Genomic DNA, 24657 nt, shown 5'->3' with positions numbered 1-24657 from the left:
CAATAGAGAAAGGGACGCCGCGGCGTCCCTTTTTCGTCGATGAAGCCGCCAGCGATCAGCCGGCCGCTTTCTCTTCCTGGTGGTAGCGGGTTGCGCGTTCCACTTCGTTCTTCGAGCCGAGGATCACCGACACGCGCTGGTGCAGCTTTTCCGGCTGGATGTCGAGAATGCGCTCATGGCCATTGGTGGCCGCGCCGCCGGCCTGCTCGATCAGCATGGCCATGGGGTTGGCTTCATACATCAGGCGCAGCTTGCCGGGTTTCTCCGGTTCGCGCTTGTCCCACGGGTACATGAAGATGCCGCCGCGCGTGAGGATGCGGTGCACGTCGGCCACCATCGAGGCGATCCAGCGCATGTTGAAGTTCTTGCCGCGCGGGCCTTCGTCGCCGGCCAGGCATTCGTCGATATAGCGACGCACGGGCGGGGCCCAGTGGCGCATGTTGGACATGTTGATCGCGAATTCCTTGGTGTCTTCCGGGATCATCACGTCCGACTGCGTCAGCACGAAGCTGCCGGCCTCGCGGTCCAGCGTGAACATGTGCACGCCGTTGCCAACGGTCAGCACCAGCGTGGTCTGCGGGCCGTACACGGCGTAGCCGGCGGCGACCTGGCGGCTGCCGGCCTGCATGAAGTCGGCTTCAGTGACGGTCTGGCCCGGCTTGGGCATGTGCAGCACCGAGAAGATGGTGCCGATCGACACGTTCACGTCGATGTTGGACGAGCCGTCGAGCGGGTCGAACAGCAGCAGGTATTCGCCCTTGGGATAGCGGTTCGGGATCTCGTAGAAACTGTCCATTTCCTCGGACGCCATGGCGGCGAGGTGGCCGCCCCATTCATTGGCGTCGAGCAGGACTTCGTTGGCGATCACATCCAGCTTTTGCTGGGTTTCGCCTTGCACGTTGCCGGTGCCGGCCGAGCCGAGGATGCCGGCGAGGGCGCCCTTGCTCACGGAGTTGGAAATGGCCTTGCAGGCGCGCGCCACCACTTCGATCAGGAGCCGCAGTTCGGGCTCGATCGTGTTGTGCTTGCGCTGCTCCTCGACCAGGTAGCGGGTGAGGCTGATGCGACTCATGGGGATTCTCCTTGAATGGCCGCAATTCTACATGGGCGCCAGCCCGCCAGGCCAATGCCACCGGCCTGTGGGGTACTGTCGGCGGGGCCGGGGCGCGGTGCTGCCAGCCGCGCCCCGGCCAGCCCGGCGCTGCCTTACGGCGCCAGCGCCTTGCTCACGATCTCGCGCACGTCGCGGGACAGGTCGCTGGCCGCCGCCACCTGCTCCAGCGCGGCGCGCATGCGGTCGCGCAGCGGCAGGGCGTACTTCTGCCAGCGATCCATCACCCGCGCCAGGCGGGACGCCACTTGCGGGTTGATGGCGTCCAGCGCCAGCACCTGCTCGGCCCAGAACGCGTAGCCCGAGCCATCCTCGGCATGGAACTGGGCCGGGTTGGCCGCGCAGAAGCTGAAGATCAGCGAGCGCGCGCGGTTGGGGTTGCGCAGGTTGAAGGCGGGATGCTGCATCAGCGCGCGCACCGTGTCGATGGTGTGCTTGCCCTTGTGGCCGGCGCTTTGCGGCCCTACGGTGCCGCGCTGCGTGCCTTGCAGCGAGAACCATTTGTCGATCACCAGCGGGTCTTGCTCGAAGCGCTGGTAGAAATCGGCCAGCGCGGCCTCGCGGCCGGGGGCAAAGGTGTTGACCATGGCGCTGAGCGCGGCGAAGCGGTCCGTCATGTTGTCGGCGGCCATGTATTGCGCTTCTGCCAGCGCCTGCATGGCGGCGTCACCGCTGTCGGCCAGGTAGCCCAGTGCCAGGTTGCGCAGCGCGCGCTTGCCGGCGGACACCGCATCGGGGCTGTAGGCGCCCGGCGTGGCGTTGGCCTCGTACGCGGCCAGCCAGTCGGCCTTGAGCGCGCGCGCCAGCGCCTCGCGCATGAACTGGCGGGCGCGATGGATGGCCGCCGGATCGGCCACGCCCATGCGCTCGGCGAGGTAAGCCTCGGCCGGCAGCGTCAGGGCCTGCTCGCGGAAGGCGGGGCTGAGCTGCTGGTCGTTGAGCACGGTGCGCAGCGCGGCCACCAGCGCCGGGTCGAGGTGGAGCTCGCGGCCGGCCTGGCTCTGGGCCACCAGTTGCAGCAGCGCGCGCGTGGTCAGGCGCTGGCCGGCCTCCCAGCGGTTGAACGGATCGCTGTCGTGCGCGAGCAGGAAGGTCAGCTGCGCTTCGCTGTACTCGGCGTCGATGATGACTGGCGCGGAGAAGTCGCGCAGCAACGACGCCAGCGGCGGCTCGGCGCCGCGCGGCAGGTTGATGAAGCGGAAGGTCTGCTCGGCCTCGGTGAAATCCAGCACGCGCGTGCTGGCGCCGGGCTGGCTTTCACCCTCGAGCTGCAGCGCAAGGTCGGCGCCGCTGGCGTCGATCAGGCCCAGTGCGAAGGGGATATGGAAGGGCAGCTTGTCCGGCGTGCCGGGGCGCGTCTCGATGCCGACTTTGGGGCTGGTTTGCGACAGCGTCAGCGCCAGGGTGCCGGTGGCCGCGTCCCACGCGGTGCGCACCGCGACCACCGGCGTGCCAGCCTGGCTGTACCAGCGGCCGAACTGCGTCAGGTCGCGGCCATTGGCGTCGGCCATGGCGGCGCGAAAGTCGTCGCAGGTCACGGCCTGGCCGTCGTGGCGCTGGAAGTACAGGTCCATGCCCTTGCGGAAACCGTCGCGGCCTAGCAGGGTCTGGTACATGCGCACGACCTCGGCGCCTTTCTCGTACACCGTCACGGTGTAGAAGTTGTTGATTTCCTCGTAGCTGTCGGGGCGCACCGGATGCGCCATGGGGCCGGCATCCTCGGGGAACTGTACCTGGCGCAGCATGCGCACGTCCTCGATGCGCTTGACCGCGCGCCCGGATTCGGAGCCCATCATGTCGGCTGAGAATTCCTGGTCGCGGAACACCGTCAGGCCTTCCTTGAGCGAGAGCTGGAACCAGTCGCGGCAGGTCACGCGGTTGCCGGTCCAGTTGTGGAAGTACTCATGCCCGACCACGGATTCGATATTGCCGAAATCGGCATCGGTGGCGGTCTCGGCGTTGGCCAGCACGTACTTGGTGTTGAAGATGTTGAGGCCCTTGTTCTCCATCGCGCCCATGTTGAAGTCGCCCACGGCGACGATCATGAAGCGGTCGAGGTCCAGCTCCAGGCCAAAGCGCTGCTCGTCCCAGCGGATCGAGTGGATCAGCGAATCCATGGCATGACGCGTCTTGGGCAGGTCCTGCGGCTCCACCCAGACCTGCAGCAATTTCTCCTTGCCGGAGGCGGACTGGATCCGCTCCTCGATGCATTCCAGCTTGCCGGCCACCAGCGCGAACAGGTAGGCGGGCTTCTTGAACGGGTCTTCCCAGACGGCCTCAAAGCGGCCGTCGGGCAGCTCGCGCTCGCTGATCAGGTTGCCGTTGGACAGCAGCACCGGGTAGGCAGCGCGCTGCGCGCGCAGCGTGACCCGGAAGGTCGACATCACGTCGGGGCGGTCCAGGTAATAGGTAATCTTGCGGAAGCCCTCGGCTTCGCACTGGGTAAAGAAGTTGCCGTTGGAAACGTAGAGGCCGGACAGCGACGTGTTGGCGGCCGGCTGGCAGGCGGTGACGATTTCCAGCGTGCCTTGCGCGGGCAGCTCGGGCAGCGTCAGGCTGTCGGGTGTCTGCTGCGCGCCTTCCAGCGGCTTGCCGTCGAGGCGGACCCCGACGAGCTCCAGTGCCTCGCCCGCCAGCACCAGCGGGCCGGGTGCCTGGCGCGTGAAGCGCAGGATATTGGTGACCACCGTGCGCGCCGGGTCGAGCTCGAGGGTGAGGTCGACGTGCTCAAAAGCGAAGGCCGGCGGAGTATAGTCTTTGCGATGGACGGTAACGGGCGTGTCGGTGCGCAGCATGAAGGAATCCTGTCCTCTGAGGGCCACTTGGGGCGGCATGGTCACCATGGTCACGGCAGGCGGGCAGGGCGGAAGGCGCTGCCGGGCCGCGTGCCACGGCACTGAAGAACCCATTGTAGCCAAGCGCGGGCGCCCCGGCTCGGGCGCGCGGCGCTGGTGGCCGATCGGGACGGAATTCCGCCGGCCCGGCACGGTCAGAGTCACACAACGGACAACGAATCGATGAGGGGCATGATGCCAAAACGATGGCTGGCAACGCTCGGAAAGCTGGTGAAGCTTGGTCAGGATTGGGGCCGGATAGCCGGCGAAGGCTGGCGCGGCAGCCGCCTGATGGCGGGCGCGGCGCTGCTCGGCGTGGCGCTGCTGTCCGGCTGCGCCAGCACCGTCACCACCGAGGTGACGGCCTTCCGCCAGGGCGACTGGCAGAACGATCCGCCGCGCACCTATGCCTTCGATCGCACCGGCGGCCAGCAGACGCAGCTCGAGGACCAGACCTATGAGCAGTGGCTGGCGCAGGCGCTCTCCGGAATCGGCTTCGAGCAGGTGGCCCGGCCACAGGCGCATTACCTGGTCAGCATGGAGTACGACAGCAACTCGCGGCTGATGCGGATCCAGGAGACCAACTACGTCGACCCGTGGGGCCCCGGCTTTTATCCCGGCCCTTACTGGGGGCCTTACTACCGCCCCTGGGGCCCGTACGGCTGGGGTGGCCCGGGCTACTGGCCGCCGGTGACCACGGTGCGCGATGTGCCGGTCACCCAGTCCACGCTGCGCGTATTCTTCAAGGATGCCGCCAGCGGCCGCCGGGTCTACCAGGTCACGGCGAACCACCGCGCAGAGGGGTCGTCCCTGCAGGCGGCGATGCCCTACCTGATCCGCAGCGCCTTCGTGCAGTTCCCGGCGGAGAGCGGCCGGCCACGGCGGGTGATATTGCCGCTGGACCCGAATGACAAGTAGCAGGTGGCAAGCCACAAGCAAGGCATTGCCTGTGCGGTGGTAAAAACTGAATTGCCCGGCGAAAAGCCTTAAATCCCCGGATGCCCCAGTGGGAGGGGCTTCGCGCCGGGCTTGGGTGAGCTAGAATGACGGCTCGATTTTTCGGCCCGAGCCGCCGGAGCCCGTCTTTGAAAGCTGCAATGGAAGATTCCGGCAAGCCACGCCGGATACGACCGGCGCAGCCTCGGCGGGCACTGGCAGGGCCACTTCCTGGACGAGCATAATGACCAGCAAGACCGGCGGTGATGCACCGCAACATGCCCCCAACAGTCCTGAAGCGCAATTGCGCCTGGCCGCGCTGGAATACCACCGCAGCCCGACCAAGGGCAAGATCCAGGTAAACGCGACCAAGGCGCTGTCCAACCAGCGCGACTTGTCCCTGGCCTACTCCCCGGGCGTGGCCTACGCCTGCGAGGAGATCGCCAAGGATCCCGCGATGGCCGCCGAGTACACCTCGCGTGGCAACCTGGTGGCAGTGATCACCAACGGTACCGCCGTGCTCGGCATGGGCGACATCGGTCCTCTGGCCGGCAAGCCGGTGATGGAGGGCAAGGGCTGCCTGTTCAAGAAGTTCGCCGGCATCGACGTGTTCGACATCGAGCTCGATGCGCACGACCCGGACAAGATCGTCGAGATCGTGGCCGCGCTGGAGCCGACGATCGGCGGCGTGAACCTCGAAGACATCAAGGCGCCCGAGTGCTTCTACATCGAGAAGAAGCTGCGCGAACGCATGAACATCCCCGTCTTCCACGATGACCAGCACGGCACCGCCATCATCTCGGGCGCGGCGCTGCTCAACGGCCTGAAGGTGGTCGGCAAGGATATCGCCAAGGTCAAGCTGGCGGTTTCGGGCGCTGGCGCCGCGGCCATCGCCTGCCTGGACACCATGGTGAGCCTGGGCGTGACCCGCTCGAACATCTCGGTGGTCGATTCCAAGGGCGTGATCTATGTGGGCCGCGACGCCAACATGGAACCCAACAAGGCGCGCTACGCGCAAGACACCTCGAACCGCACCCTGGCCGACATCGTCAATGGCGCCGATGTGTTCCTGGGCTGCTCGACCGCCGGCGTGCTGACCGCCGAGATGGTCAAGACCATGGCCGACAAGCCCATCATCCTGGCACTGGCCAACCCTGAGCCGGAAATCCGCCCGGAAGTGGCCAAGGCCGCGCGCCCGGATTGCATCATCGCCACCGGCCGCTCGGACTACCCGAACCAGGTCAACAACGTGCTGTGCTTCCCGTACATCTTCCGCGGCGCGCTGGATTGCGGTGCCACCAAGATCACGGAAGCCATGAAGCTGGCCTGCGTCAAGGCCATCGCCGACCTGGCCGAAGCCGAGCTGAACGACGCCGTTGCTGCCGCCTACGGTGGCCAGGAACTGAAGTTCGGCCCGGACTACATCATCCCGACGCCGTTCGACCAGCGCCTGATCGAGAAGATCGCGCCGGCGGTGGCCAAGGCCGCCGAGGAATCCGGCGTGGCCACCCGTCCGATCAAGGACCTGGAAGCCTACCGCCAGCAGCTCACCCAGTACGTCTACCACACCGGCCTGATCATGAAGCCGGTGTTCACGGCCGCCAAGGCCGCGCCCAAGCGCGTGGTCTATGCCGAGGGCGAAGAAGAGCGCGTGCTGCGCGCGGTGCAGACCGTGGTGGACGAAGGCCTGGCCCGTCCGATCCTGATCGGCCGCCCGCACGTGATCCAGATGCGCATCGACAAGGCCGGCCTGCGCCTGAAGGCCGGCACGGACTTCGAGCTGATCAACCCGGAAGACGACCCGCGCTACCGTGCCTACCACGAGGCCTACCACGCGCTGCGCGGCCGCGACGGCGTCACGCCGGACATGGCCAAGGTGGCGCTGCGCCGCTCCAATACGCTGATCGGCACCATGCTGATGCATATGGGCGACGCCGACGCGATGCTGTGCGGCACCGTGGGCCGCTTCGAAGCCCACCTGGAGCATGTGCGGGACGTGATCGGCCTGGCGCCAGGCGCCAAGGTGTTCGCCGCGATGAACGCGCTGATGCTCGAGAAGTACACGCTGTTCATCACCGACACCTTCGTCAATGACGATCCCACCGCGGAGGAACTCGCCGCCATCACGCAGCTGGCCGCCGAGGAGATCGCGCGTTTTGGCCAGCACCCGAAGGTGGCGCTGATGTCGCACTCGATGTTCGGCTCGTCGGACCGCCCGTCGGCCAGGAAGATGCGCGCGGCCCAGGAGATCCTGGCCCGCGAGGCACCGCACCTGGAAGTGGAGGGCGAGATGCAGGGCGACGCCGCCCTGGTCGAGGACGTGCGCCGCCACTTCCTGCCGGGCACCAAGCTGGCCGGTAGCGCCAACCTGCTGGTCATGCCGACGCTGGATGCAGCCAACATCGCCTTCAACCTGCTCAAGATCACGGGCGGGCAAGGCGTCACCATTGGCCCGATCCTGCTGGGTGCGGCCAAGCCGGTGCACATTCTCAACCCGCAAGCTACCACCCGCCGCATCGTCAACATGACGGCGGTAGCGGTGGCCGAAGCCAACGCGGTGCGCTGATCCGGCGGCGCGGCCGGCTTGCCGGCCGCCACCCAATGAAAACGGGGCTCCTTTGGAGCCCCGTTTTTTTTGACCGGCTTGTGAAGCAGTTCCGCCGGCCCGGAAAACCTGTCCCGCCCTGATCCCGTTGCCGCTATTGCAACATGTTGTACTGCTCGCGCATCACGACGATGATGGACTTGGCTGCTGCCAGCCGGGTTGGCAAATGGTCGTCCTCCTCGCGCGGGAAATCGACTTCCGCGCTCCAGTTGCAACCGGTGTGGTCGGGCTGGTGAACTCGCATGGCGTGCAGTTCGCACTCGCCGCACTCTGGATTGTTGTTGAGGAACTGGTTCAGGATGGCCATCAACTCCGACCGGGTCTTTGCATCACGCCGCATGAGTCACCTCGTCCGTTGCCGTCTTGTTGCCTGGAACCTAAATTTAGGCACGCAGGCGCAGGCCCGCCAATTGAATCGCCCTATTAAGCAGCGACTTTCGATCCCGAAATCCGGTAGTCTATCTCTATCGCACTGCAGCAAATCCATGCTGCGTCGCGGCACCGGCGAAACCAGCGGCGCCCAAACCGGTCGAACCGCCATGGTGCGGCGCGCGCTGCCCAGCAGCGGGCGCGAGGCGTGCAATGCGCCGCCGGTCCGGCGGCGAGGCTCCCCTCGGCGCCAGGGCAATCTCGCGAACCTGGCGACCCCTGGCCATCCTCGCGGCCATCCTCAAGGCAATCCCCATGCTGAAGAATCTCTGGTATGTGCTAGGCCACTCAACGGATGTGCGTGCCGAGCCTGTCACGGTGACCGCGCTGGGCCAGAAGCTGGTGCTGTTTCGCGATAGCGCCGGCCTGGCCTGCGTGCTGTCCGACGTTTGCGCGCATCGGGGTGGCTCGCTCAGCCATGGCCGCGTGGTGGCCGGCGACGTGGCGTGCCCGTACCACGGCTGGCGCTACGACGGCAATGGCATCTGCACGCATATCCCGGCCCAGCCGGGACTGCGGGTGCCCACCCGGGCGCGGGTGGACGCTTACCCGACGGTGGAGCGCTTTGGCTGGGTCTGGGCCTTCCTGGGAGACCTGCCGCCGGCGGAGCGGCCGCCGCTGCCGGATCTGTCCTGGGCCGAGGATCCCCGTTTCCGGCTGGTGCGCGGGCATTTCGACTGGGATGCCAGCTGGGACCGCGTGATGGAGAACGGCCTGGATTTTGCCCACGCGCCATTCGTGCATGGCACGGCTTTCGGCGACCCCGCGCATCCCGAGATCGACGACTTCACGGTAGAGGCAGGCGAGTGGCAGGGCGAGGCGCGCATGCGCATGTACCGCCCGCGGCGCCGCTCATGGCCGGCGTGGCTCGCCCGCGGGGCAGCGGGTGGCCGGGTGCCGGTCTACACCACGCCGGGCTACCACTTCTCCGGGCCGTGCACCACGCTGCGGCTCGAGCCCCGTCCCGGCTGGGAGATCCGCATCGTTTCGGCGCACCTGCCGGTCGACGCCAAACGCACGCGCACCCTGTGGATGATGGGACGTACCTTCATGAAGAGCGCGCTGCTTGACGCGCGCACCCGCCGCAGCAACCTGCGCATCTTCGAGCAGGACCATGCCGTGCTATCCCGGGTTTGCCCCCAGCACACGCCCGACGACTGGCAGGAGGAAGTGTCGGTGCGCTCGGACGGCTTGCAGATCGCCTTTCGCAAGACGCTCAAGGCGCTCGAAGCGCGCGGCTGGGAGATCGACCTGGCCCGCGTGGCCAGCGAGTTCGCGGGGCGCAAGGCGTGCGCGATTCCGTGCCCGGCACGGCGTGAATCGTCGGCCTGGGCCATCGCCGGCGTGCCAACCCGGGGAGGCGGCTGAACGTACCGGGCATCGACCTGCGGCGGCTACCTGACGCAGGGCACGCCGCGCACCTTCCAGCTCGCGATGGCGGCGGACTTCTAAGCGCAGCGGCCCGCGGGATCGGCAACCGCCTGATGCCCTCGTTTGCCGGGGGCGAACATCATCAGGCTGAGCAAGGCGAGGACCCAGGCGCCAATCCCGCCATACAGCATCACCCAGCCAAAGCCATGGACCAGCGCCGCATGCAGCGCGGCGCCGGACGCGTCCAGGGCCGGCAGTTGCGCGAAGGCGTCACCGGGCGCATCCAGGTTGCCCGCGGCAATGCGCTGCGCCAGCGCGCGCAACTGCAACGCATCGAACGCCCCCGGAAAGGCACGCTTCAGATACGCAGAGATCCCTGCGACCAGGATGAATCCCATCAACGCGATATTGACCGCCAGCGAGATCATCCGCGCGCTCATGTCGATGCCGGAGGCCATGCCCGCGCGGCTGCTGGGAACCGAGCCGGTGGTGGTGTTGGTCACCGGCGTGTTGGTGATGCCCAGGCCGATGCCGGCCAGCAGCGAACCCGGCAGCAGGGTGAGCCAGCTCGCCTGCGCCAGGCTGCTGCCGAGCTTCATCAGCATGAAGCCCAGCCCGATCGTGAACAAGCCCAGGGGAATGACCCTGCCGGCCCCGTAGCGCAGCGCAAGCCGCTCTCCCAGCGGCGGAAACAACAGCGTGGGCAGCGTGTAAGCCAGCAAGGACAAACCGGCGGTCACGCTGCCGTAGCCCAGGCCGCCGTGGAAATAAAGCGGCAGGTAAATCATGAATGGCCAGAAGCTGAAGTTCATGCCCATGGAGCCAAGCAGCGCGCCCGAGAAGTCCCGGCTGCGGAACACCGAAACATCGAACATCGGATTCGGATTGTGTTTTTCCGCAAGCAGGAAAGCCACGAAGCTGGCCGCCGTCGCGGCCGTCATGCCGATCGCGGCGGCGCGGGAAACCCCGGCCTCCGGTCCCTGCGTGATCAGGTAGGCCAGGCCGAAAACGGCCAGCGACAGCGTGACGATGCCCGCGATATCGAGCTTGCCCGCCTGCGGATCGCGCGACTCTTCCACGCCCGCGAAGACCAGCGCCAAGGTCAGGATGGCCAGCAGCACGTGCACCAGAAACACCCATTGCCAGCTGGATACGGCAACGATCATGCCGCCAACGATTGGCCCGAAACCCAGGCCGATTCCGAACACGACGCCCCAGGCGCCAAAGGCCTTGCTGCGTTCCTTGCCTTCCTGGAACTGATGCGACAGGATCGCCACCAGGCAGATCAGCATCGCGCCGCCGGCCATGCCCTGGAGGAACCGGCTGGCAATCAGCACGGCGGCGCTTTGCGCCAGGCCGCAGATCAGGGAGGCGATGCCGAACAAGGCAATGCCGAGGACGAACATGCGCTTGCGGCCAAAGCGGTCGGCCAGCGTGCCGGCCGCCATCAGCACAGTGGTGCAGGCGATGGTGTAGGCATTCATGATCCATTGCATGTCCCCGAAGCCGCCGTGCAGGACGTGCTCAAGGGTGGGCAGAATGACCGGCACACTGGAAATCTCCAGGCCGAACATCAGCGCGGCCAGGCAGACGGCGGCCAATGCCATTTGGTTTTTACGGGAATGAGTGAGGCGCATCGATGGTGCTTTCCAGGCGAATCCGGTTGCGGGGAACGGATGGCGTCATGCTCGACGCCGGTCTTGGCGCACATTGTGGGCGAGTCCTCGCCATGATAGAAATGATCTAATTTCTTCCGATTCATTAGCGTTCATCATAAATAAGGGACCATGGATTTCGATCCGACACTGCTGCGGGCCTTTGTCGCCGTCAAGGAAACCGGCGGCTTCACGCGCGCGGCGCAGCGGCTGCACCTGACGCAGTCCGCGGTCAGCCATCAGATCCGGCGGCTCGAAGAGCAGGTGGGCCGGCCGCTGCTGCACCGCACGACACGCACTCTGACCCTGACCGAGGACGGCAACGATTTTCTCCAGCACGCGGAGCAGATCCTGGCCTCGCTCGATGCACTTTCGCGCCGGTTCCAGCCCTCTCCCGTTTGCGGCGTGGTGCGCTTCGGCGTGCCGGAAACCTTCCTGGGCGAGCGGCTGCCGCAACTGCTGTCACGGTTCTCCAGGGCATTCCCCGCCGTGCGTCTCGATGTGAGCGTGGGCACTTACCTGGACTTGCGCGCGATGATCAAGGCCGGCGAACTGGATCTTGCCGTGGTGTTGTCGGCGCCCGGCGGGGAGGGCGGCACGGTGTTGCAGCAGACGCAGTTCGTGTGGGCCGCCGCCCAGGCCTTCGAGATCGCACCGGGTGCGTCGTTGCCGCTCGCGCTGTCGCCCTCGCCGTGCGTCAACCGGCAGGTGGGCGTGGCGGCACTGGAGGGCACCTCCATACCGTGGCACGTGGCGTTTACTTCGCCAAGCCAGGAGGGCATCCGCACCGCGGTACTGGCGGGGCTCGGCGCCTCGGTGCAAATCCGCGGCGACCTGAAGCCGGGGATGAAGGTGGTCGATGGCCAGTACGGCTTGCCGGCGCTGCCTGCAGCGGATTTTGCGCTGATCTGGAGCGATGGCGAGAAGACGCCGGCCGCGCGCGAGTTCGGGCGGTTGCTGGTGAGCCTGCAGGCGCCGCCGCCCAAGCCCGGCCGGCGGCTCAAGAATCCCTAGCGCTCGCAGCGCCGCGCGCTAGGCCACGCCGGGACGCGCCGGGAACCCATGCCCGCGCGAGGCCCACGCAATCAGCAGCCCCACAACCAGCAAGACAAGCAGCGCCCACGGGAACGCGCCGACGCCGGCCACGGCCAGTGCGCGGCCCTTGAGGTGATCCGGCACCATGCGCCGCGCATAGCCCGCGAGCATGCACCAGGTCAGGCCGCCCGCCATGCCGGCCGGGAAGCGCGCCACTAGTGCCATCACGTGGCCGGGCGCCAGCGCGGTAAGCGTATTGAAGACCAGCAGTCCCGCCAGCGCTGCCAGCAGCAATGGCCGGCGGCGCCAGCCTTGCGTGGCCGCGGTGAGCGGGATGGCCGCCACCAGCGAGCCGATGGCGTAGAGGCTTACGAACTGGCCAGCAAGCGCCTCGGATACCCCCAGCCCCTCGCTGATCGGCGCCAGCTGGACGAAGGCACGCTTGTCAGCGTGCTGGACGACTACAACCAGGACCGCACGATGCTGCGCGTGCTGTGGCCGTCCAGTCGCCAGCTGTCGCCCAAGCTCAGGGCCTTCGTGGACTTCATCGCCGGCAACCTGCTGGCAGCCTGAGCACGGCGCGCCGGCGGGGCATAAAAAAACCCGCCACAAGGGCGGGTTGTTGGGCGGGAGGACGGGTATCCGTTCCCGTTGGCAAGGGGAAAGCGTCAGAACTTGTGGCGCAGGCCCACACCAAAGGTGTCGCCGTGCGACAGGTCGGTGATCTTGTCGTAGAAGTAAGCGGCGTAGACGTCGGTGCGCTTGGACAGGTTGTAGTCGTAGGCGACTGCCACCGTGTTGCGCTTGAAGTCCGCGACCGAGTTCTTGGTCTTGTCGTAAGCGTAGGACGCCAGGATATTGCCATTGCCGACCGGCACCGAAACGCCGACCTGGCCGTTGGTGTGCTTGATGTCGCCGTTGACGTTGTTGTTGATGTCCGACTTGATGTACTGGCCTTGCGCGAACAGCTTGACGATCTTGAAGTCGTAGCTCACGCCGCCCTGCACCGCATTCTGCTTGCTGAAGCCGACCAGCAGCGGGCTGGTCGACGCGGTCACGTCACCCGGCGTGCTGTCGAACTTGACTTGCTGGAAGGCCAGCGTGGCAGCGAACGGGCCGTTGAAGTACATCAGGTTGCCGCCCCACTTGTTCTGGCCGGTGGCGCCAGCTTTCTCGCCAAACGAGTAGATCACGTTGGCGGTCAGGCCGCCGAAGTTCGGCGTGGAGTACAGCAGCGAGTTGTTCCAGCCCGAATCGCCGATGATGCCCGGGTCGTTCACGCGGGCCGTGGAGGCGCCGAAATAGGTGTGGAACACCATCGGCGAGAACACGTAGGAGTCGACCAGCGGGTTGAACAGGATGGTCGACACGAAGAAGGGCGTGGTGTTGCGGCCCAGCTTGATGGTGCCCAGCTTGTCGTTCTGCAGGCCCACGAATGCATTGCGGCTGAACATCGAGTCGCCGTTGAAGCGGCCCGAGGAGCCGCTGTCGGTGCGGAAGAAGCCGTTCAGGTCGAAGATGGCCTTGGTGCCGCCGCCGAGGTCTTCGGTGCCCTTGATGCCCCAGTACGAGGTCTGCATGCCGCCCGAATTGGCGACATAGGCGCGGTTGGCGGCACCGACGTTCTTGACGCCGCCGACGAACATGTCGGCCTGGCCGTACAGCGTGACGCTGGATTGCGCCATGGCCGCGCCGCTGAAAAGGGCTGCCGCCATCGCTGCCAGCTTGAGGGCCGGCTTGATCTGCTTATGCATTGTGGGTTTCTCCGTGGTTGATCCGTTGCGTTCTCTGTGTACTGGGTCCCTGACGGGTTCTATTAGCTCTGGTGTTTTTCTTCGTGCCGGGCAGGCGCCGGACCTGGGCTCGGTCCGGGCAATGCCCGTTACAGCAGCGTGGGTAAGTCAGCGGTAAATCAGAGGTATGGCAGGGCTAACGAACCCGCTGCTTTTTTGGCTCAGCCGGATACTAAGTCGTTCAGGCGGAATTGCGCAATGCGGTGGATCTGGTTGATGCAAGTTTGCAACTCCGCGGCCGGTTCGTTGTTCACGCGCCTTGCGAACTCGCCGATGATGCCGGCGCGGTCGTAGCCGCGCACCGCCAGGATGAAGGGGAAGCCGAATTTCTCGTTGTACTGGCGGTTGAGCGACTGCAGTTGCTCGAACTGCGCCGCGGAGCACTGGTCCAGGCCGGCGCCGCTTTGCTCGCGGGTGGATTCGGCGGTCAGCTCGCCGCGCACGGCGGCCTTGCCGGCCAGCTCCGGGTGGGCGCGCACCAGCTTGATCTGGGCGGCATCGCCCGCGCCGTCCACGATGGCGCGCATGGCGTCGGCCAGCGCGGCAGCATGGGCGAAGGGGCGCTGCGTGGCGGCGGCCTGCGCCACCCACGCGGAGTGTTCATAGATGCCGCCGAGCGCCTGGATGAAGTCGGCGGCCGGCATGGCGTTGAGTTGGTCGAGGGTGTAGGTCTGGCTCATGGTTCGGCTTATCGTTCGGCTTATGGTTCGGCTTATGGTTCGGCTTAGGCGTGGTTCTGTGCGGAGTAGGGATGGGTTTCGGCCCAGTGGCGCGCGATATCCACGCGCCGGCAGATCCAGACCTTGTCGTGTCCCTGCACGTAGTCGAGAAAGCGCTGCAGCCCGCGCATGCGGCCCGGGCGGCCCAGCAGGCGGCAGTGCATGCCCACCGACAGCATCTTGGGGCGATCCAGCCCCTGCGGATCGCCCTCGGCGTAGAGCACGTCGAAGGCGTCCTTGAGGTACTGGAAGAACTGCTCGCCGGTGTTGAAGCCTTGCGGCGTGGCAAAGCGCATGTCGTTGGAGTCGAGCGTATAGGGCACCACCAGGTGGGGCTTCTTTTCGCCGCCGGTGACTTCCACCTCGGTCCAGAAGGGCAGGTCGTCGCCGTAGTAGTCCGAGTCGTACAGCAGCCCGCCGTGCTCCACCACCAGGCGGCGCGTGTTGGGGCTGTCGCGGCCGGTGTACCAGCCCAGTGGCAGCGATCCGGTCAGCTCCTTGATGATCTGCATGCCGATGCGCATGTGCTCGCGCTCGGTGGCTTCGTCCATGCCCTGGTAGTGGATCCAGCGCCAGCCATGGCAAGCGATCTCATGGCCGAGCTCGACGAACGCGCGGGTCAGGTCCGGATGGCGCTGCAATGCCATTGACACGCCAAAGATCGTCAGCGGCAGCCCGCGCTGCTCGAACTCGCGCAGGATGCGCCAGACGCCGGCGCGCGAGCCGTACTCGTACACGCCCTCCATGCTCATGTGGCGGTCGGGGTAAGCCGCCGCGCCGATGATCTCGGAGAGGAACTGCTCGGAGCCGGCATCGCCGTGCAGCACGTTGTTTTCGCCGCCCTCTTCGTAGTTGAGGACGAACTGCAGCGCAATGCGCGCGCCGCCCGGCCAGCGGGCGTGCGGCGGCTGGCTGCCGTAACCGATCAGATCGCGTGGATAGTTGTGGCTTGTCATCAGGGTCATGGTTCTTCAGGAAACTGTGCCGGCCGCCGCCGGCTGGACTTATTCCGTGCCGTGCGAGTTGGCCGCGGCGTTGCGCATGGCTTCTTCACGCGACTGGATGCCGTTGAAGAAGACGTTGAGCACGACTGCCACGATGGTGCCCAGCACGATGCCGCTGTGGGTGAACGGGTCGGTCCACTTGGGCAGGTACTGGAAGAAGGTCGGCGCCAGCGTCGGGATCATGCCGAAGCCGATCGAGATGGCGACGATGAACAGGTTGAAACGGTTGCGGTTGAAATCGCACGAGCCCAGGATGCGGATGCCCGTGGCGGCCACCATGCCGAACATCACGATGCCCGCGCCGCCGAGCACGAACTGCGGCACCGAGGCCACGATGTGCGCCATCTTCGGGAACAGGCCCAGGCCGATCAGGATGATGCCGCCGGCCACCGCCACATAGCGCGAGCGCACGCCGGTCACCGTCACCAGGCCCACGTTCTGCGAGAACGAGGTGTAAGGGAAGGTGTTGAACAGGCCGCCAATCACGGTGCCAAGGCCGTCGGCACGCAGGCCGCGGGTCAGGTCCTCGTTGGACAGGCGCTTGCCGGTGATATCGGCCAGCGCGAGGAACATGCCGGTGGATTCCACCAGCGTGATCAGCATCACCACGCACATCGACAGGATGGCGGGAAGGTCGAAGGTCGGGATGCCGAAATGCAGCGGCGTGATCAGCGCGATCGCGCTGGCGTCGTTAAGGCCTTCGAAGGAGACCTTGCCCAGCGCCATCGCCACCAGGGTGCCGATCACGATGCCAAGCAGCACCGCGCAGTTGGAGATCAGGCCGCGGCCATACTTGCTCAGCAACAGGATCGCCACCAGCACCAGCGCCGCGATGCCCAGGTTGCCCAGGTCGCCATAGGCGAGGTTTGGCACATCCTTGACCACGCCGTCGATCACGGCACGGGTGGTGGGCTGGCCGCCGGCCGCCCAGTTGATGCCCACCCGCATCAGCGACACCCCGATCAGCGTGATCACCGTGCCGGTGACGACTGGCGGGAAGAGCCCCAGCATGCGTCCCATCAGCGGCGCCACCAGGATGCCGAATACCCCCGCGGCAATCACCGCGCCGTAGATGCCCAGCAGGCCCACATTGGGGTCGGAGCCGATGGCGATCATCGGCGCCACCGAGGCAAAGGTCACTCCCATCATGACCGGCATGCGGATGCCGAACTTCCAGAAGCCGAAAGCCTGGATCAGCGTGGCCAGGCCCGCCGCGAACAGGTCGGCATTGATCAGGAAGGCGAGCTGGTCCTTGGGCAGCTTGAGCGCGCCGCCGATGATCAGCGGCACCGCGACGGTACCGGCATACATCACCAGCACGTGCTGCAGGCCGAGCGCAAGCAGCCGGCCCGAAGGCAGCCGCTCGTTGGTTTGGTCCGTTGGGACCGTGGTGCTAGCGCTAGTCATGGATGTGTCTCCTCTCCTTTGGATTTGATGGGAACGTTGCCGGGCGGGGTGGCTCTCGGTATGTGACTCCGGCTTCGCGCATCGTCGGGGACGCGTTTCTCATGAGCAGGAATCGGGCCTTGGCCGCAGGTTGGCAACGGGAACAACTTGCTAGGTGGAGTGACCCAGCACGCTGCGAAGATCGAAATTGCCCGGTTCATCGGGCTGCACGCGGTCCGCGCATGCGCCGAGGTGGTGCGCCATACGGCTCTGGGCCAGGGCGGCATCGCCCTGTTCCAGTGCGTCGAGGATCTCTTCGTGTTCATCGAAGGAGCAGGCGTTATTGCCCGGCGCCTCGACGCTGGCGATCATCAGCGTGGTGCGCGACACCAGCCGGCGCATCATGGTGACCAGCAGCGCATTGCCCGAAAGCTCGGCCAGTGCGGTATGGAACTCGGCCGACAGGCGGATCCACTTGGGCCGCTCATTGGTGAGGAAGGCCTGGCGCTCGGCCTCCACCATCTTGCGCAGCGGCGCGATCACGCGCTTGACGTCGCGCATGCCGGCGAGCTTCTCCAGCACCGCGCGCTCCAGCATCTGGCGCAGCTCGAACATGTCGTGCGCCTCGTCGGTGGAGGGGCTGGCGATGAAGGCGCCGCGGTTGGGCTCCAGGTCCACCATGCCGTCGGCGGCAAGGTGCGCCAGCACCTTGCGCACCGTGTGGCGCGCGGTGGCATAGATTTCGCACAGCGAGTGCTCGGTCAGCTTGGTGCGCGGGGGCAGTCGGTGCTCCATGATCGCGTCATAGATCTCGTGATACATGCGCTCCTCGACGGAACCCTTGCGGGCGGGCTTGATTTCGGTCGGGGCGGCGGTGTCATCGGCACCGGCGATCAGCTTGAGACTCTTGGACATCTTGGCACCAGCGTATCGGTGAGGAGGGGAGCAGCGCGCCGTGTAAGCGGGGTGAAGCAGAGTGGCGCGCCCCAAAAATTGTTGACAATTATTTGGTTAGCACGGCAATATTGTCAACAAAACCGAGCTAGGTTTTCGACAAGTCAGGGTAATTCCTGAGTTGCCATCCGGAGTGGTGCGAAGCATTGTCGCCATGCACCAGTCCAGCGCCGGGATGCGTTAGAAATACGTACCGAGCGGGCACCATTCCCACAAATGGTGCTAGTGAAGGCAGCGGCGCCTCTCACAACCCAAAGCCCTAAGGAATAACAGGATGGGACGCTTGACCACACATGTACTCGACACCGCAGCCGGCACGCCCGGCGCCGGCATGTCGATTACCCTGCATAAAATTGTCGACAATCGTAAGGAGACGCTGAAGACAGTCGTCACCAACCACGATGGCCGTTGCGACCAGCCCCTGCTGGATGGCGACACCATGGCGGTCGGGGTGTACGAACTCGAATTCGGCGCCGGCGATTATTTCCGCACCCAGGGCACCAAGCTGCCCGAGCCGGCTTTCCTGGACGTGGTGACGCTGCGTTTCGGCATCGCCGACACCAGCGCGCATTACCACGTGCCGCTGCTGGTCTCCCCCTGGTCGTACTCGACCTACCGTGGCAGCTAAGCGCGGCAACGGGCAATAAAGGAGACAAGACATGGAAGGCTATATTCTCGACTGGGCCAATCTGCTGCTGCGCTGGGTGCACGTCATCACGGCGATCGCGTGGATCGGTTCCTCGTTCTATTTCGTCTGGCTGGACAACAGCCTGACCCGTCCCGACGACCCAGACCTGCAGGAGAAGGGCGTGGGCGGCGAACTGTGGGCGGTGCACGGCGGCGGGTTCTACAACCCGCAGAAATACCTGAGCGCGCCCAAGACGCTGCCGGAGAACCTGCACTGGTTCTACTGGGAGTCGTATTCCACCTGGATGACCGGCTTCGGCCTGCTGGTGGTGCTGTACCTGTTCAACGCCAGCACGTTCCTGATCGACAAGAACGTGATGGACATGTCGCCGGGCGCGGCGATCGGGTTTGCGCTGTCGTATCTTGGCGTGGGCTGGGTGGTGTACGACTGCATCTGCCGCGTGTTCGGCAAGAGCGACCGCACCGTCGGCATCCTGGTGGCGATCTACGTGGCGCTGGCCGCGTTCGTGGCCTGCCACGTGTTCTCGGGCCGCGCGGCTTTCCTGCTGACCGGCGCGATGATCGCGACCATCATGAGCGCCAACGTGCTGGTGTGGATCATCCCGGGGCAGCGCAAGGTGGTTGCCGCGCTGCGCGCGGGCGATCCGGTGGATCCGGTGCATGGCAAGAACGCCAAGCAGCGCAGCGTGCACAACACGTACTTCACGCTGCCGGTGCTGTTCGCCATGCTGTCGAACCACTACAGCATGACCTACAGCTACAAGTACAACTGGGCCGTGCTGGTGCTGATCATGCTGGCCGGCGTGCTGATTCGCCAGTTCTTCATCCTCAAGCACAAGGGCAAGATCAACGTCGCGTGGCCGGCTGCCGGCGTGGCCGTGCTGGCGGTGGTCGCGGTGATGATCGCGCCGGTGCCGCGTGAGGTGGTCGCCAGCAAGGACGGTGCAGCTCCCGCGCAGGTGAGCTTCACCCAGGTGCAGGAAGTCATCAACTCGCGCTGCATCCAGTGCCACGCCGCGGCGCCAAAGATGATGCCGAGCGCCGCCAAGGGTATCAAGCTCGATACCGCCGACGAGATCAAGGCGCATGCGCAGATGATCTACCAGCAGGCGGTGCAGCAAAAGGCCATGCCGCTTGGCAACGTCACGCAGATCACGGATGACGAGCGCGCGCTGCTGGGCCAGTGGTTCGAGGCGGGCGCCAAGACCACTAACTGATTTGATAGAGATCAACGGGCCCGGCCGAGAGGCGGGCCTGTTACCGAGCATCGGTGATCGGCGGTCCGGTGGCTATGTTGTTGATGGCCGGAGGTCCGGACCGACGAGGGTTTGAGCGGGGCGCAAGCCCCGTTTTTTTATTTGAGAGTTGGTAATTGGGGGTTGGTCGCTGTTTCTTTTTGCGGCGTTGGTTTTTGGACCCAAGTGCCGTACGACATCGCCCTTGCTTGGTTGGTTGCTGTTTCTTTGTGCGGCGATGGCTCTTGGGTGCAAAAACCATCGCCGCTCAAACAAACAGCGACCAACCACGCAAGGGCGATGTCGTATGGCCCCCCAGCCTCCCAAAAACCCTACTGCAAATTAGCAATATAACTAGCAAGATTCTGAATATCCGCATCCGACAGCCCGCGAGCCACGCTAGTCATACTCCCCGCATCATTAGTCCGCTTGCGCGAGCGGAAGTCTTCGAGCTGCTTGACGATATACGCATACTGCTGCCCCGCCACACGGGGAATTTCATTCTGCCCGGTAAAGCCGCCGAGATGGCACATGGTGCAGAGCACTTCCTCGGCCTTCTTCCTGCCGGCTTCCACTTTTTGCCCGTCGGCCTTGAACTGCGAGGCGATGGGTTTTTGCGCGGCAAAATACTCGCCCAGGTCGAGCATGTCCTCGCGCGACAGCGGCGCCGCCATCGGCGTCATCATCGGGTCGCTGCGACGGCCTTCCTTGAAATCCTTCAGTTCCAGGTAGATGTAGCGTGCGGTTTGGCCGGCCAGCACCGGATAGAGTGGATTGCTGGCGTTGCCCATCGGGCCATGGCAGGCGACGCACGATTCGGCCTTGCGCCTGCCGGCGTCGGGATCGGCGTGCGCGCTGCTGGCGACGGCTGCCAGCAGCAGGCCCGCCAGAAGCGCCGGCCCCGGCAGCGCTAACCGCCGGGGCCGGGCCAGATAGGACAGGATACGCATCCCTATTGCCCTATTGCCCTACTGCACCGCGAACACCAGCACGCTGTTGCCGCGCTTGAAGTCCAGTTGCGTATTGCCGCCGGCCGCCACCGCGATGTACTGCTTGCCGCCGACCATGTAGGACACCGCTGGCGCATTCACGCCCGCGCCGCACTGGTACTCCCACAGCTTCTTGCCGGTGGCGGCGTCGAAGGCGCGGAACAGGCCGTTGCCTTCACCATTGAAGACCAGCCCGCCGGCTGTCGCGAGCACGCCGCCGATCAGCGGCTGGTCGGTCTTGTAGTCCCACACCACCTTGCCGGTATCGATGTTCACCGCGGAGAGCTTGCCCCACTGCGCCTCCGCAGGGATGGTCTTGAAGGCGCCGCCCAGCCAGAGCTTGCCGCCCGGGTAGGGCGAGGCTTCCACCTGGTAAGTCATCGGCTGGTGCAGGTTGGCGGCATAGGCCATCCGCGTCTTCGGGTTGAAGGCCATCGGCGACCATTCCACGCCGCCATTGGCGCCCGGCAGCATGCGTGCGCCATTGGCCGTGGGCAGGGTCCACATGTCTTCCTGCGGGATCATGGCTTGCGAGAAGCGGATAAGCCGGCCGTCGCGGCGGTCATGCACATAGACGTGGCCGGTCTTGCCGCCGTGGATCACGCCGGGAATCATCTGGCCGTTCTTGTCGCGCACGTCGACCAGGATCGGCGGGCTGGCGGCGTCCAGGTCCCATACGTCATGGGCGATGTACTGCGAGTGCCATTTGTAGGCACCGGTATCCAGGTCCACCGCGACCATCGAATCTGTATAGAGGTTGTCTCCGGGGCGGATGGCGCCATACAGGTCGGGCGACGGATTGCCGACCACGAAGATCGCCATCTTGTTCTTGCGGTCGATCGCCGGCGGCATCCACACGCCGCCGCCGAGCGCCTTGTAGAAATCGCCGCCCTTGTCCGCGAGCTGTTTCTTCTCGGCCGCGATGTCGCGCTTCATGTCGCGCCCGGTGGCATCCTTGGTGGCCCACACGCCTTCATGGCCCTTTTCGGGGATGGTGTAGAAGGTCCACAGCAGCTTGCCGTCGGTGGCGCTATACGCCTTGAGGAAGCCACGGATGCCGTACTCGCCGCCATTGGTGCCGATCAGGATCTTGTCGTCCACCACCACCGGCGCCATGGTTTCCGAGTAGCCCAGTTCGGGATCGGCGATCTGCGTTTCCCACAGCAGCTTGCCGGTCTTGGCGTCCAGCGCGACCAGCTTGGCGTCGAGCGTGCCCATGAAGAGGCGGTCTGCGCTGACTGCCACGCCGCGGTTGTTCGGGCCGCAGCAGAAGGTCGTGATCGGCCCCATCTTGTGCTTGTAGTGCCAGAACTCCTTGCCGGTCACGGCATCGATCGCATAGACGTGGTTATAGGACGTGGTCAGGAACATCACGCCGTTGACCACGATCGGCGCGGTCTCCATGGACTCGAGCACGGCGGTCTGGAACAGGAACGCGGGTTTCAGCTTTGCCACATTCTTGGTGTTGATCTGGCTGCCCGGGTAGTAGCGCGTCTGCACGTAGGAGCCATTCGAATGCACCCAGTCGTTAGCGTTGCTGCCGGCCGCGTCGAGCTGTGCCTGCGTCACCGGCGGGAGGGGCCGGGTCATGGCCGCGCCCGGGGTGGTCGCGCCGCCCTGGATTTCGTCCGCGCCGAAGGCTGCGGGAATGAGCGCGGCGGCCGCGGCGGCCAGTGCAAGCAACAGCAAGGGGAGGGTCACCCGGGCATGGCTGCGGGATGAGAGCATGGGAAGCTCCTTTTTTGAATTCTTCGTGCCCCGGCTTTCCCAGGGCGAAAGGGCGTGCTTGTCGCACACTGTGGCGGCCCGGGTCACAAGCAGTATAGGCAAGAGTGCAGGCAAAACAACCCGCATCGCGGCGCGCGTCAAACTGGTGTTCGCCGCACTGCAGCATGCCTGTGGACGCTCCTTGAAATTGCGCGTCCTAACCTCCACACTTAGCTCCACACCTAGCCAGCAACGATGTCGCGATAAGGCTGGCAACGTAGTCAACGGCAGCGGCGGGGGACGGACATGAACGGACGCACTGGGTGGCGCGCGCGGCTTGCCGCTGCGTTGCTATGCGGCATCGGAACGCTGTGCCTGCCGGCCAGGGCCGATGACGACATCAGCCTCAATGCCCGCCTGCTCGCGGCCGCCCGGGCCGGCGACGCGGCGGCGGTGAGCGCGGCGCTGCAGCAGGGCGCGGCGGTGAATGCGCGCAACCGCATCGGCGATACGCCGCTGCTCACCGCGGCCAAACGCGGGCTGACCGAGATGGCGCGCACGCTGGTCGAGCATGGCGCCGACGTCAGCCAGGCCAACGTGCAGGGCGTGACGCCGCTGATGGCCGCGGCCTTCGGCGGCTTTGATGAGATTGTGGCGATGCTGCTGGCGCGCCATGCGGAGCTGGCCGCCACGGATCGCGTCGACAAGACCGCCATGATCTACGCGGCCGGCGAGGGTCATGCCGGCGTGGTGCGGCAACTGCTGGACGCTGGCGTGGACGTCAACACCCTCTACGCCAACGGGCTCACCGCGCTGATGTGGGCGGCCGGCTACGACAAGGTCGATACGGTGCGCCTGCTGCTGTCCAGAGGCGCCCGGCCCGAGCTGCGCGACAACCGCGGGCTGACCGCGCGGGAGATCGCCGATCAGGCTGGCGCGAAGACCGTGGCCGGCTTGTTGAGCGCGCAGCATTGAAGACCCGGATTGCGGCCGCCACGGTACACGCTGTTGCGGCGTCTCCCCCTCTCCCCCGCCTGTTAGACCAAAGTCCCATATCTGCAGTCAGGCAACTGTCATACGCTCAACCTAGCGTCGAATCAGGCTGGGTGCTGCGCTGCCTGTGTGGGGAATGTCGCCATGAGCAAAGTCAAGCCGTTCGTCGCAGTGGTGGATGACGACGAATCGGTGCGCCGTGCCATCAAACGGCTCCTGCGCTCTGTCGGCCTGTCAGCGGACACGTTCAAGAGCGGTGACGAGTTCCTGGACATGTTCGATTCCATACCGGCATATCGTCCGGACTGCATCGTGCTCGATATCCAGATGCCGGGCCTGAACGGGCTTGAGGTGCAACGCCGGCTTGCGGGCAGCGGCATTCCCGTGATCTTCATCACGGCACACGACGAGATCGGCACTCGCGAGCGGGCCTTGGCCGCTGGCGCGGCGGCCTATCTGCGCAAGCCGTTCGACGACGAGATTCTCATCCGGGTCGTGCGTGCGGCCATCCATCCACCTCCGTAGTGCGGCAGCCACCGCGGCGGTCTAGCGGCTATTGGACCAAGGTCCCATTGTTTTAGCCGGTCTCGGATATCACTATGGATCAGACCCCGGAAGAATGCTCGGTGGGCCTGCGCTTTACACAGCGTCGTCAGTGTCGTTAATTCTCATGCTTGGAGCACGCATCATGATCAAGACCCTTCGGTTCATCCTCGCGATTCCCCTGTTGCTGGTCGCGGTGGCCTGCTCTACCCAGCAGACTTCAACCGTAGGGAACAATCCACAGCTCGAAGCTAGTGCGCGCGGTGCACTGCAAAAGCTCAATGATACGAATCCCAAGACCAAGGATCTCCTGGCCCGGTCCAAGGGGGTTCTTGTCTTCCCCGACATCATGAAAGCGGGCCTTATCGTGGGCGCGCAAGGTGGCAACGGGGTGATGTTTGGCCCGGATGGCACGGTGCTGGGCTACTACAACGCCTCGGCGGTTTCGTATGGCCTGCAGGCAGGTGCCCAGACCTTTTCGGAGGCCATGTTCTTCATGACCGACTCGGCTCTCACCGATCTCAACGATCGTAACGGGTTGTCGGTCGGTGTCGGGCCGAGCGTTGTGGTGGTCGATGAAGGCATGGGAAAATCCCTGACCACCACCACGCTGAGTTCGGACGTCTACGCTTTCATCTACGGGCAGCAGGGGCTGATGGCCGGCCTGGGCGTGCAAGGCCAGAAGATCACCAAGCTCAGCCGCTGACCTG

At 65.5% G+C, this 24657-nt stretch carries 21 protein-coding genes and 1 pseudogene; 10 read left to right on the top strand and 12 right to left on the bottom strand.

Annotated features, from left to right (window positions below; all coding sequences use genetic code 11):
• Positions 1–55: 55 nt before the first annotated feature.
• Together AC1RQK_RS16160 and pepN are read right to left on the bottom strand one after the other, a co-directional pair.
• On the bottom strand, positions 56–1072 hold the full coding sequence (locus AC1RQK_RS16160; protein ID WP_416047949.1) for a class 1 fructose-bisphosphatase: 1017 nt from the start codon (positions 1070–1072) through the stop codon (positions 56–58).
• 134 nt (positions 1073–1206) lie between these two features.
• On the bottom strand, positions 1207–3906 hold the full coding sequence (gene pepN, locus AC1RQK_RS16155; protein ID WP_492809835.1) for an aminopeptidase N: 2700 nt from the start codon (positions 3904–3906) through the stop codon (positions 1207–1209).
• A 330-nt stretch (positions 3907–4236) separates the two neighbouring features.
• On the opposite strand from pepN, the gene AC1RQK_RS16150 reads away from it, so the two are divergent.
• Positions 4237–4863, top strand: coding sequence for a DUF4136 domain-containing protein (locus AC1RQK_RS16150; protein WP_492809991.1), 627 nt, complete (start codon positions 4237–4239; stop codon positions 4861–4863).
• A gap of 262 nt (positions 4864–5125) precedes the next feature.
• On the top strand, positions 5126–7447 hold the full coding sequence (locus tag AC1RQK_RS16145; protein WP_492374104.1) for an NADP-dependent malic enzyme: 2322 nt from the start codon (positions 5126–5128) through the stop codon (positions 7445–7447).
• Positions 7448–7580: 133 nt separating this feature from the next.
• Here AC1RQK_RS16145 and AC1RQK_RS16140 read toward each other — a convergent pair whose 3' ends face one another.
• The gene (locus AC1RQK_RS16140) at positions 7581–7826 is read right to left on the bottom strand and encodes a hypothetical protein (RefSeq protein ID WP_492374105.1); all 246 of its coding nucleotides are present in this window, start codon (positions 7824–7826) and stop codon (positions 7581–7583) included.
• Between the two features lie 344 nt (positions 7827–8170).
• Here AC1RQK_RS16140 and AC1RQK_RS16135 point away from each other — a divergent pair, with 344 nt between their 5' ends.
• Complete coding sequence (locus AC1RQK_RS16135; RefSeq protein ID WP_492374106.1) at positions 8171–9283, top strand: aromatic ring-hydroxylating dioxygenase subunit alpha; 1113 nt, start codon at positions 8171–8173, stop codon at positions 9281–9283.
• 80 nt (positions 9284–9363) lie between these two features.
• Here the strand turns inward: AC1RQK_RS16135 and AC1RQK_RS16130 are convergent, their stop codons facing one another.
• Positions 9364–10923 (bottom strand): MFS transporter, encoded by a 1560-nt coding sequence (locus AC1RQK_RS16130; RefSeq protein ID WP_492809832.1) that lies wholly within the window; start codon positions 10921–10923, stop codon positions 9364–9366.
• A gap of 150 nt (positions 10924–11073) precedes the next feature.
• On the opposite strand from AC1RQK_RS16130, the gene AC1RQK_RS16125 reads away from it, so the two are divergent.
• The gene (locus AC1RQK_RS16125) at positions 11074–11955 is read left to right on the top strand and encodes a LysR substrate-binding domain-containing protein (RefSeq protein ID WP_492374108.1); all 882 of its coding nucleotides are present in this window, start codon (positions 11074–11076) and stop codon (positions 11953–11955) included.
• A gap of 63 nt (positions 11956–12018) precedes the next feature.
• Here the strand turns inward: AC1RQK_RS16125 and AC1RQK_RS16120 are convergent.
• Positions 12019–12402 (bottom strand): annotated as a pseudogene (locus AC1RQK_RS16120) (MFS transporter); the annotation flags it as partial.
• On the opposite strand from AC1RQK_RS16120, the gene AC1RQK_RS16115 reads away from it, so the two are divergent.
• Positions 12289–12549 (top strand): hypothetical protein, encoded by a 261-nt coding sequence (locus AC1RQK_RS16115; RefSeq protein WP_492374133.1) that lies wholly within the window; start codon positions 12289–12291, stop codon positions 12547–12549. The pseudogene AC1RQK_RS16120 and the gene AC1RQK_RS16115 overlap by 114 nt on opposite strands.
• Before the next feature lie 95 nt (positions 12550–12644).
• Here the strand turns inward: AC1RQK_RS16115 and AC1RQK_RS16110 are convergent, their stop codons facing one another.
• From AC1RQK_RS16110 to AC1RQK_RS16090, 5 genes are all read right to left on the bottom strand, one after another.
• Positions 12645–13730: a porin gene (locus AC1RQK_RS16110; RefSeq protein WP_492374109.1), complete on the bottom strand. Its 1086-nt coding sequence runs from the start codon at positions 13728–13730 to the stop codon at positions 12645–12647.
• 200 nt (positions 13731–13930) lie between these two features.
• The gene (gene uraD / locus AC1RQK_RS16105) at positions 13931–14449 is read right to left on the bottom strand and encodes a 2-oxo-4-hydroxy-4-carboxy-5-ureidoimidazoline decarboxylase (protein ID WP_309408741.1); all 519 of its coding nucleotides are present in this window, start codon (positions 14447–14449) and stop codon (positions 13931–13933) included.
• A gap of 44 nt (positions 14450–14493) precedes the next feature.
• Positions 14494–15444 (bottom strand): allantoinase PuuE, encoded by a 951-nt coding sequence (gene puuE, locus AC1RQK_RS16100; RefSeq protein ID WP_492374132.1) that lies wholly within the window; start codon positions 15442–15444, stop codon positions 14494–14496.
• Positions 15445–15492: 48 nt separating this feature from the next.
• On the bottom strand, positions 15493–16899 hold the full coding sequence (locus tag AC1RQK_RS16095; protein ID WP_492809829.1) for a nucleobase:cation symporter-2 family protein: 1407 nt from the start codon (positions 16897–16899) through the stop codon (positions 15493–15495).
• Positions 16900–17049: 150 nt separating this feature from the next.
• On the bottom strand, positions 17050–17793 hold the full coding sequence (locus tag AC1RQK_RS16090) for a GntR family transcriptional regulator (RefSeq protein WP_174423888.1): 744 nt from the start codon (positions 17791–17793) through the stop codon (positions 17050–17052).
• Positions 17794–18106: 313 nt separating this feature from the next.
• Here AC1RQK_RS16090 and uraH point away from each other — a divergent pair, with 313 nt between their 5' ends.
• Positions 18107–18460, top strand: a complete 354-nt coding sequence (gene uraH / locus AC1RQK_RS16085) for a hydroxyisourate hydrolase (RefSeq protein ID WP_043344662.1) — start codon at positions 18107–18109, stop codon at positions 18458–18460.
• A 31-nt stretch (positions 18461–18491) separates the two neighbouring features.
• Positions 18492–19697, top strand: coding sequence for a urate hydroxylase PuuD (locus tag AC1RQK_RS16080; RefSeq protein WP_174423889.1), 1206 nt, complete (start codon positions 18492–18494; stop codon positions 19695–19697).
• A 350-nt stretch (positions 19698–20047) separates the two neighbouring features.
• Here AC1RQK_RS16080 and AC1RQK_RS16075 read toward each other — a convergent pair whose 3' ends face one another.
• Both AC1RQK_RS16075 and AC1RQK_RS16070 read right to left on the bottom strand, forming a co-directional pair.
• On the bottom strand, positions 20048–20665 hold the full coding sequence (locus AC1RQK_RS16075) for a c-type cytochrome (RefSeq protein WP_492374110.1): 618 nt from the start codon (positions 20663–20665) through the stop codon (positions 20048–20050).
• 18 nt (positions 20666–20683) lie between these two features.
• On the bottom strand, positions 20684–22432 hold the full coding sequence (locus AC1RQK_RS16070; protein WP_492374111.1) for a pyrroloquinoline quinone-dependent dehydrogenase: 1749 nt from the start codon (positions 22430–22432) through the stop codon (positions 20684–20686).
• A gap of 285 nt (positions 22433–22717) precedes the next feature.
• On the opposite strand from AC1RQK_RS16070, the gene AC1RQK_RS16065 reads away from it, so the two are divergent.
• The 3 genes from AC1RQK_RS16065 to AC1RQK_RS16055 all read left to right on the top strand — a co-directional run bounded on the left by AC1RQK_RS16065 (position 22718) and on the right by AC1RQK_RS16055 (position 24653).
• A complete protein-coding gene (locus AC1RQK_RS16065) occupies positions 22718–23386 on the top strand; it encodes an ankyrin repeat domain-containing protein (protein WP_492374112.1) in 669 nt (222 codons plus the stop codon).
• Between the two features lie 162 nt (positions 23387–23548).
• Positions 23549–23929 (top strand): response regulator transcription factor, encoded by a 381-nt coding sequence (locus AC1RQK_RS16060; RefSeq protein WP_492374113.1) that lies wholly within the window; start codon positions 23549–23551, stop codon positions 23927–23929.
• Positions 23930–24092: 163 nt separating this feature from the next.
• Positions 24093–24653 (top strand): lipid-binding SYLF domain-containing protein, encoded by a 561-nt coding sequence (locus tag AC1RQK_RS16055; RefSeq protein ID WP_492374114.1) that lies wholly within the window; start codon positions 24093–24095, stop codon positions 24651–24653.
• The last annotated feature ends 4 nt before the right edge of the window (positions 24654–24657 follow it).

The organism is Cupriavidus sp. GW822-FHT02D05 (genome assembly GCF_058802485.1).
This window is presented reverse-complemented; position numbering and strand designations above follow the sequence as displayed.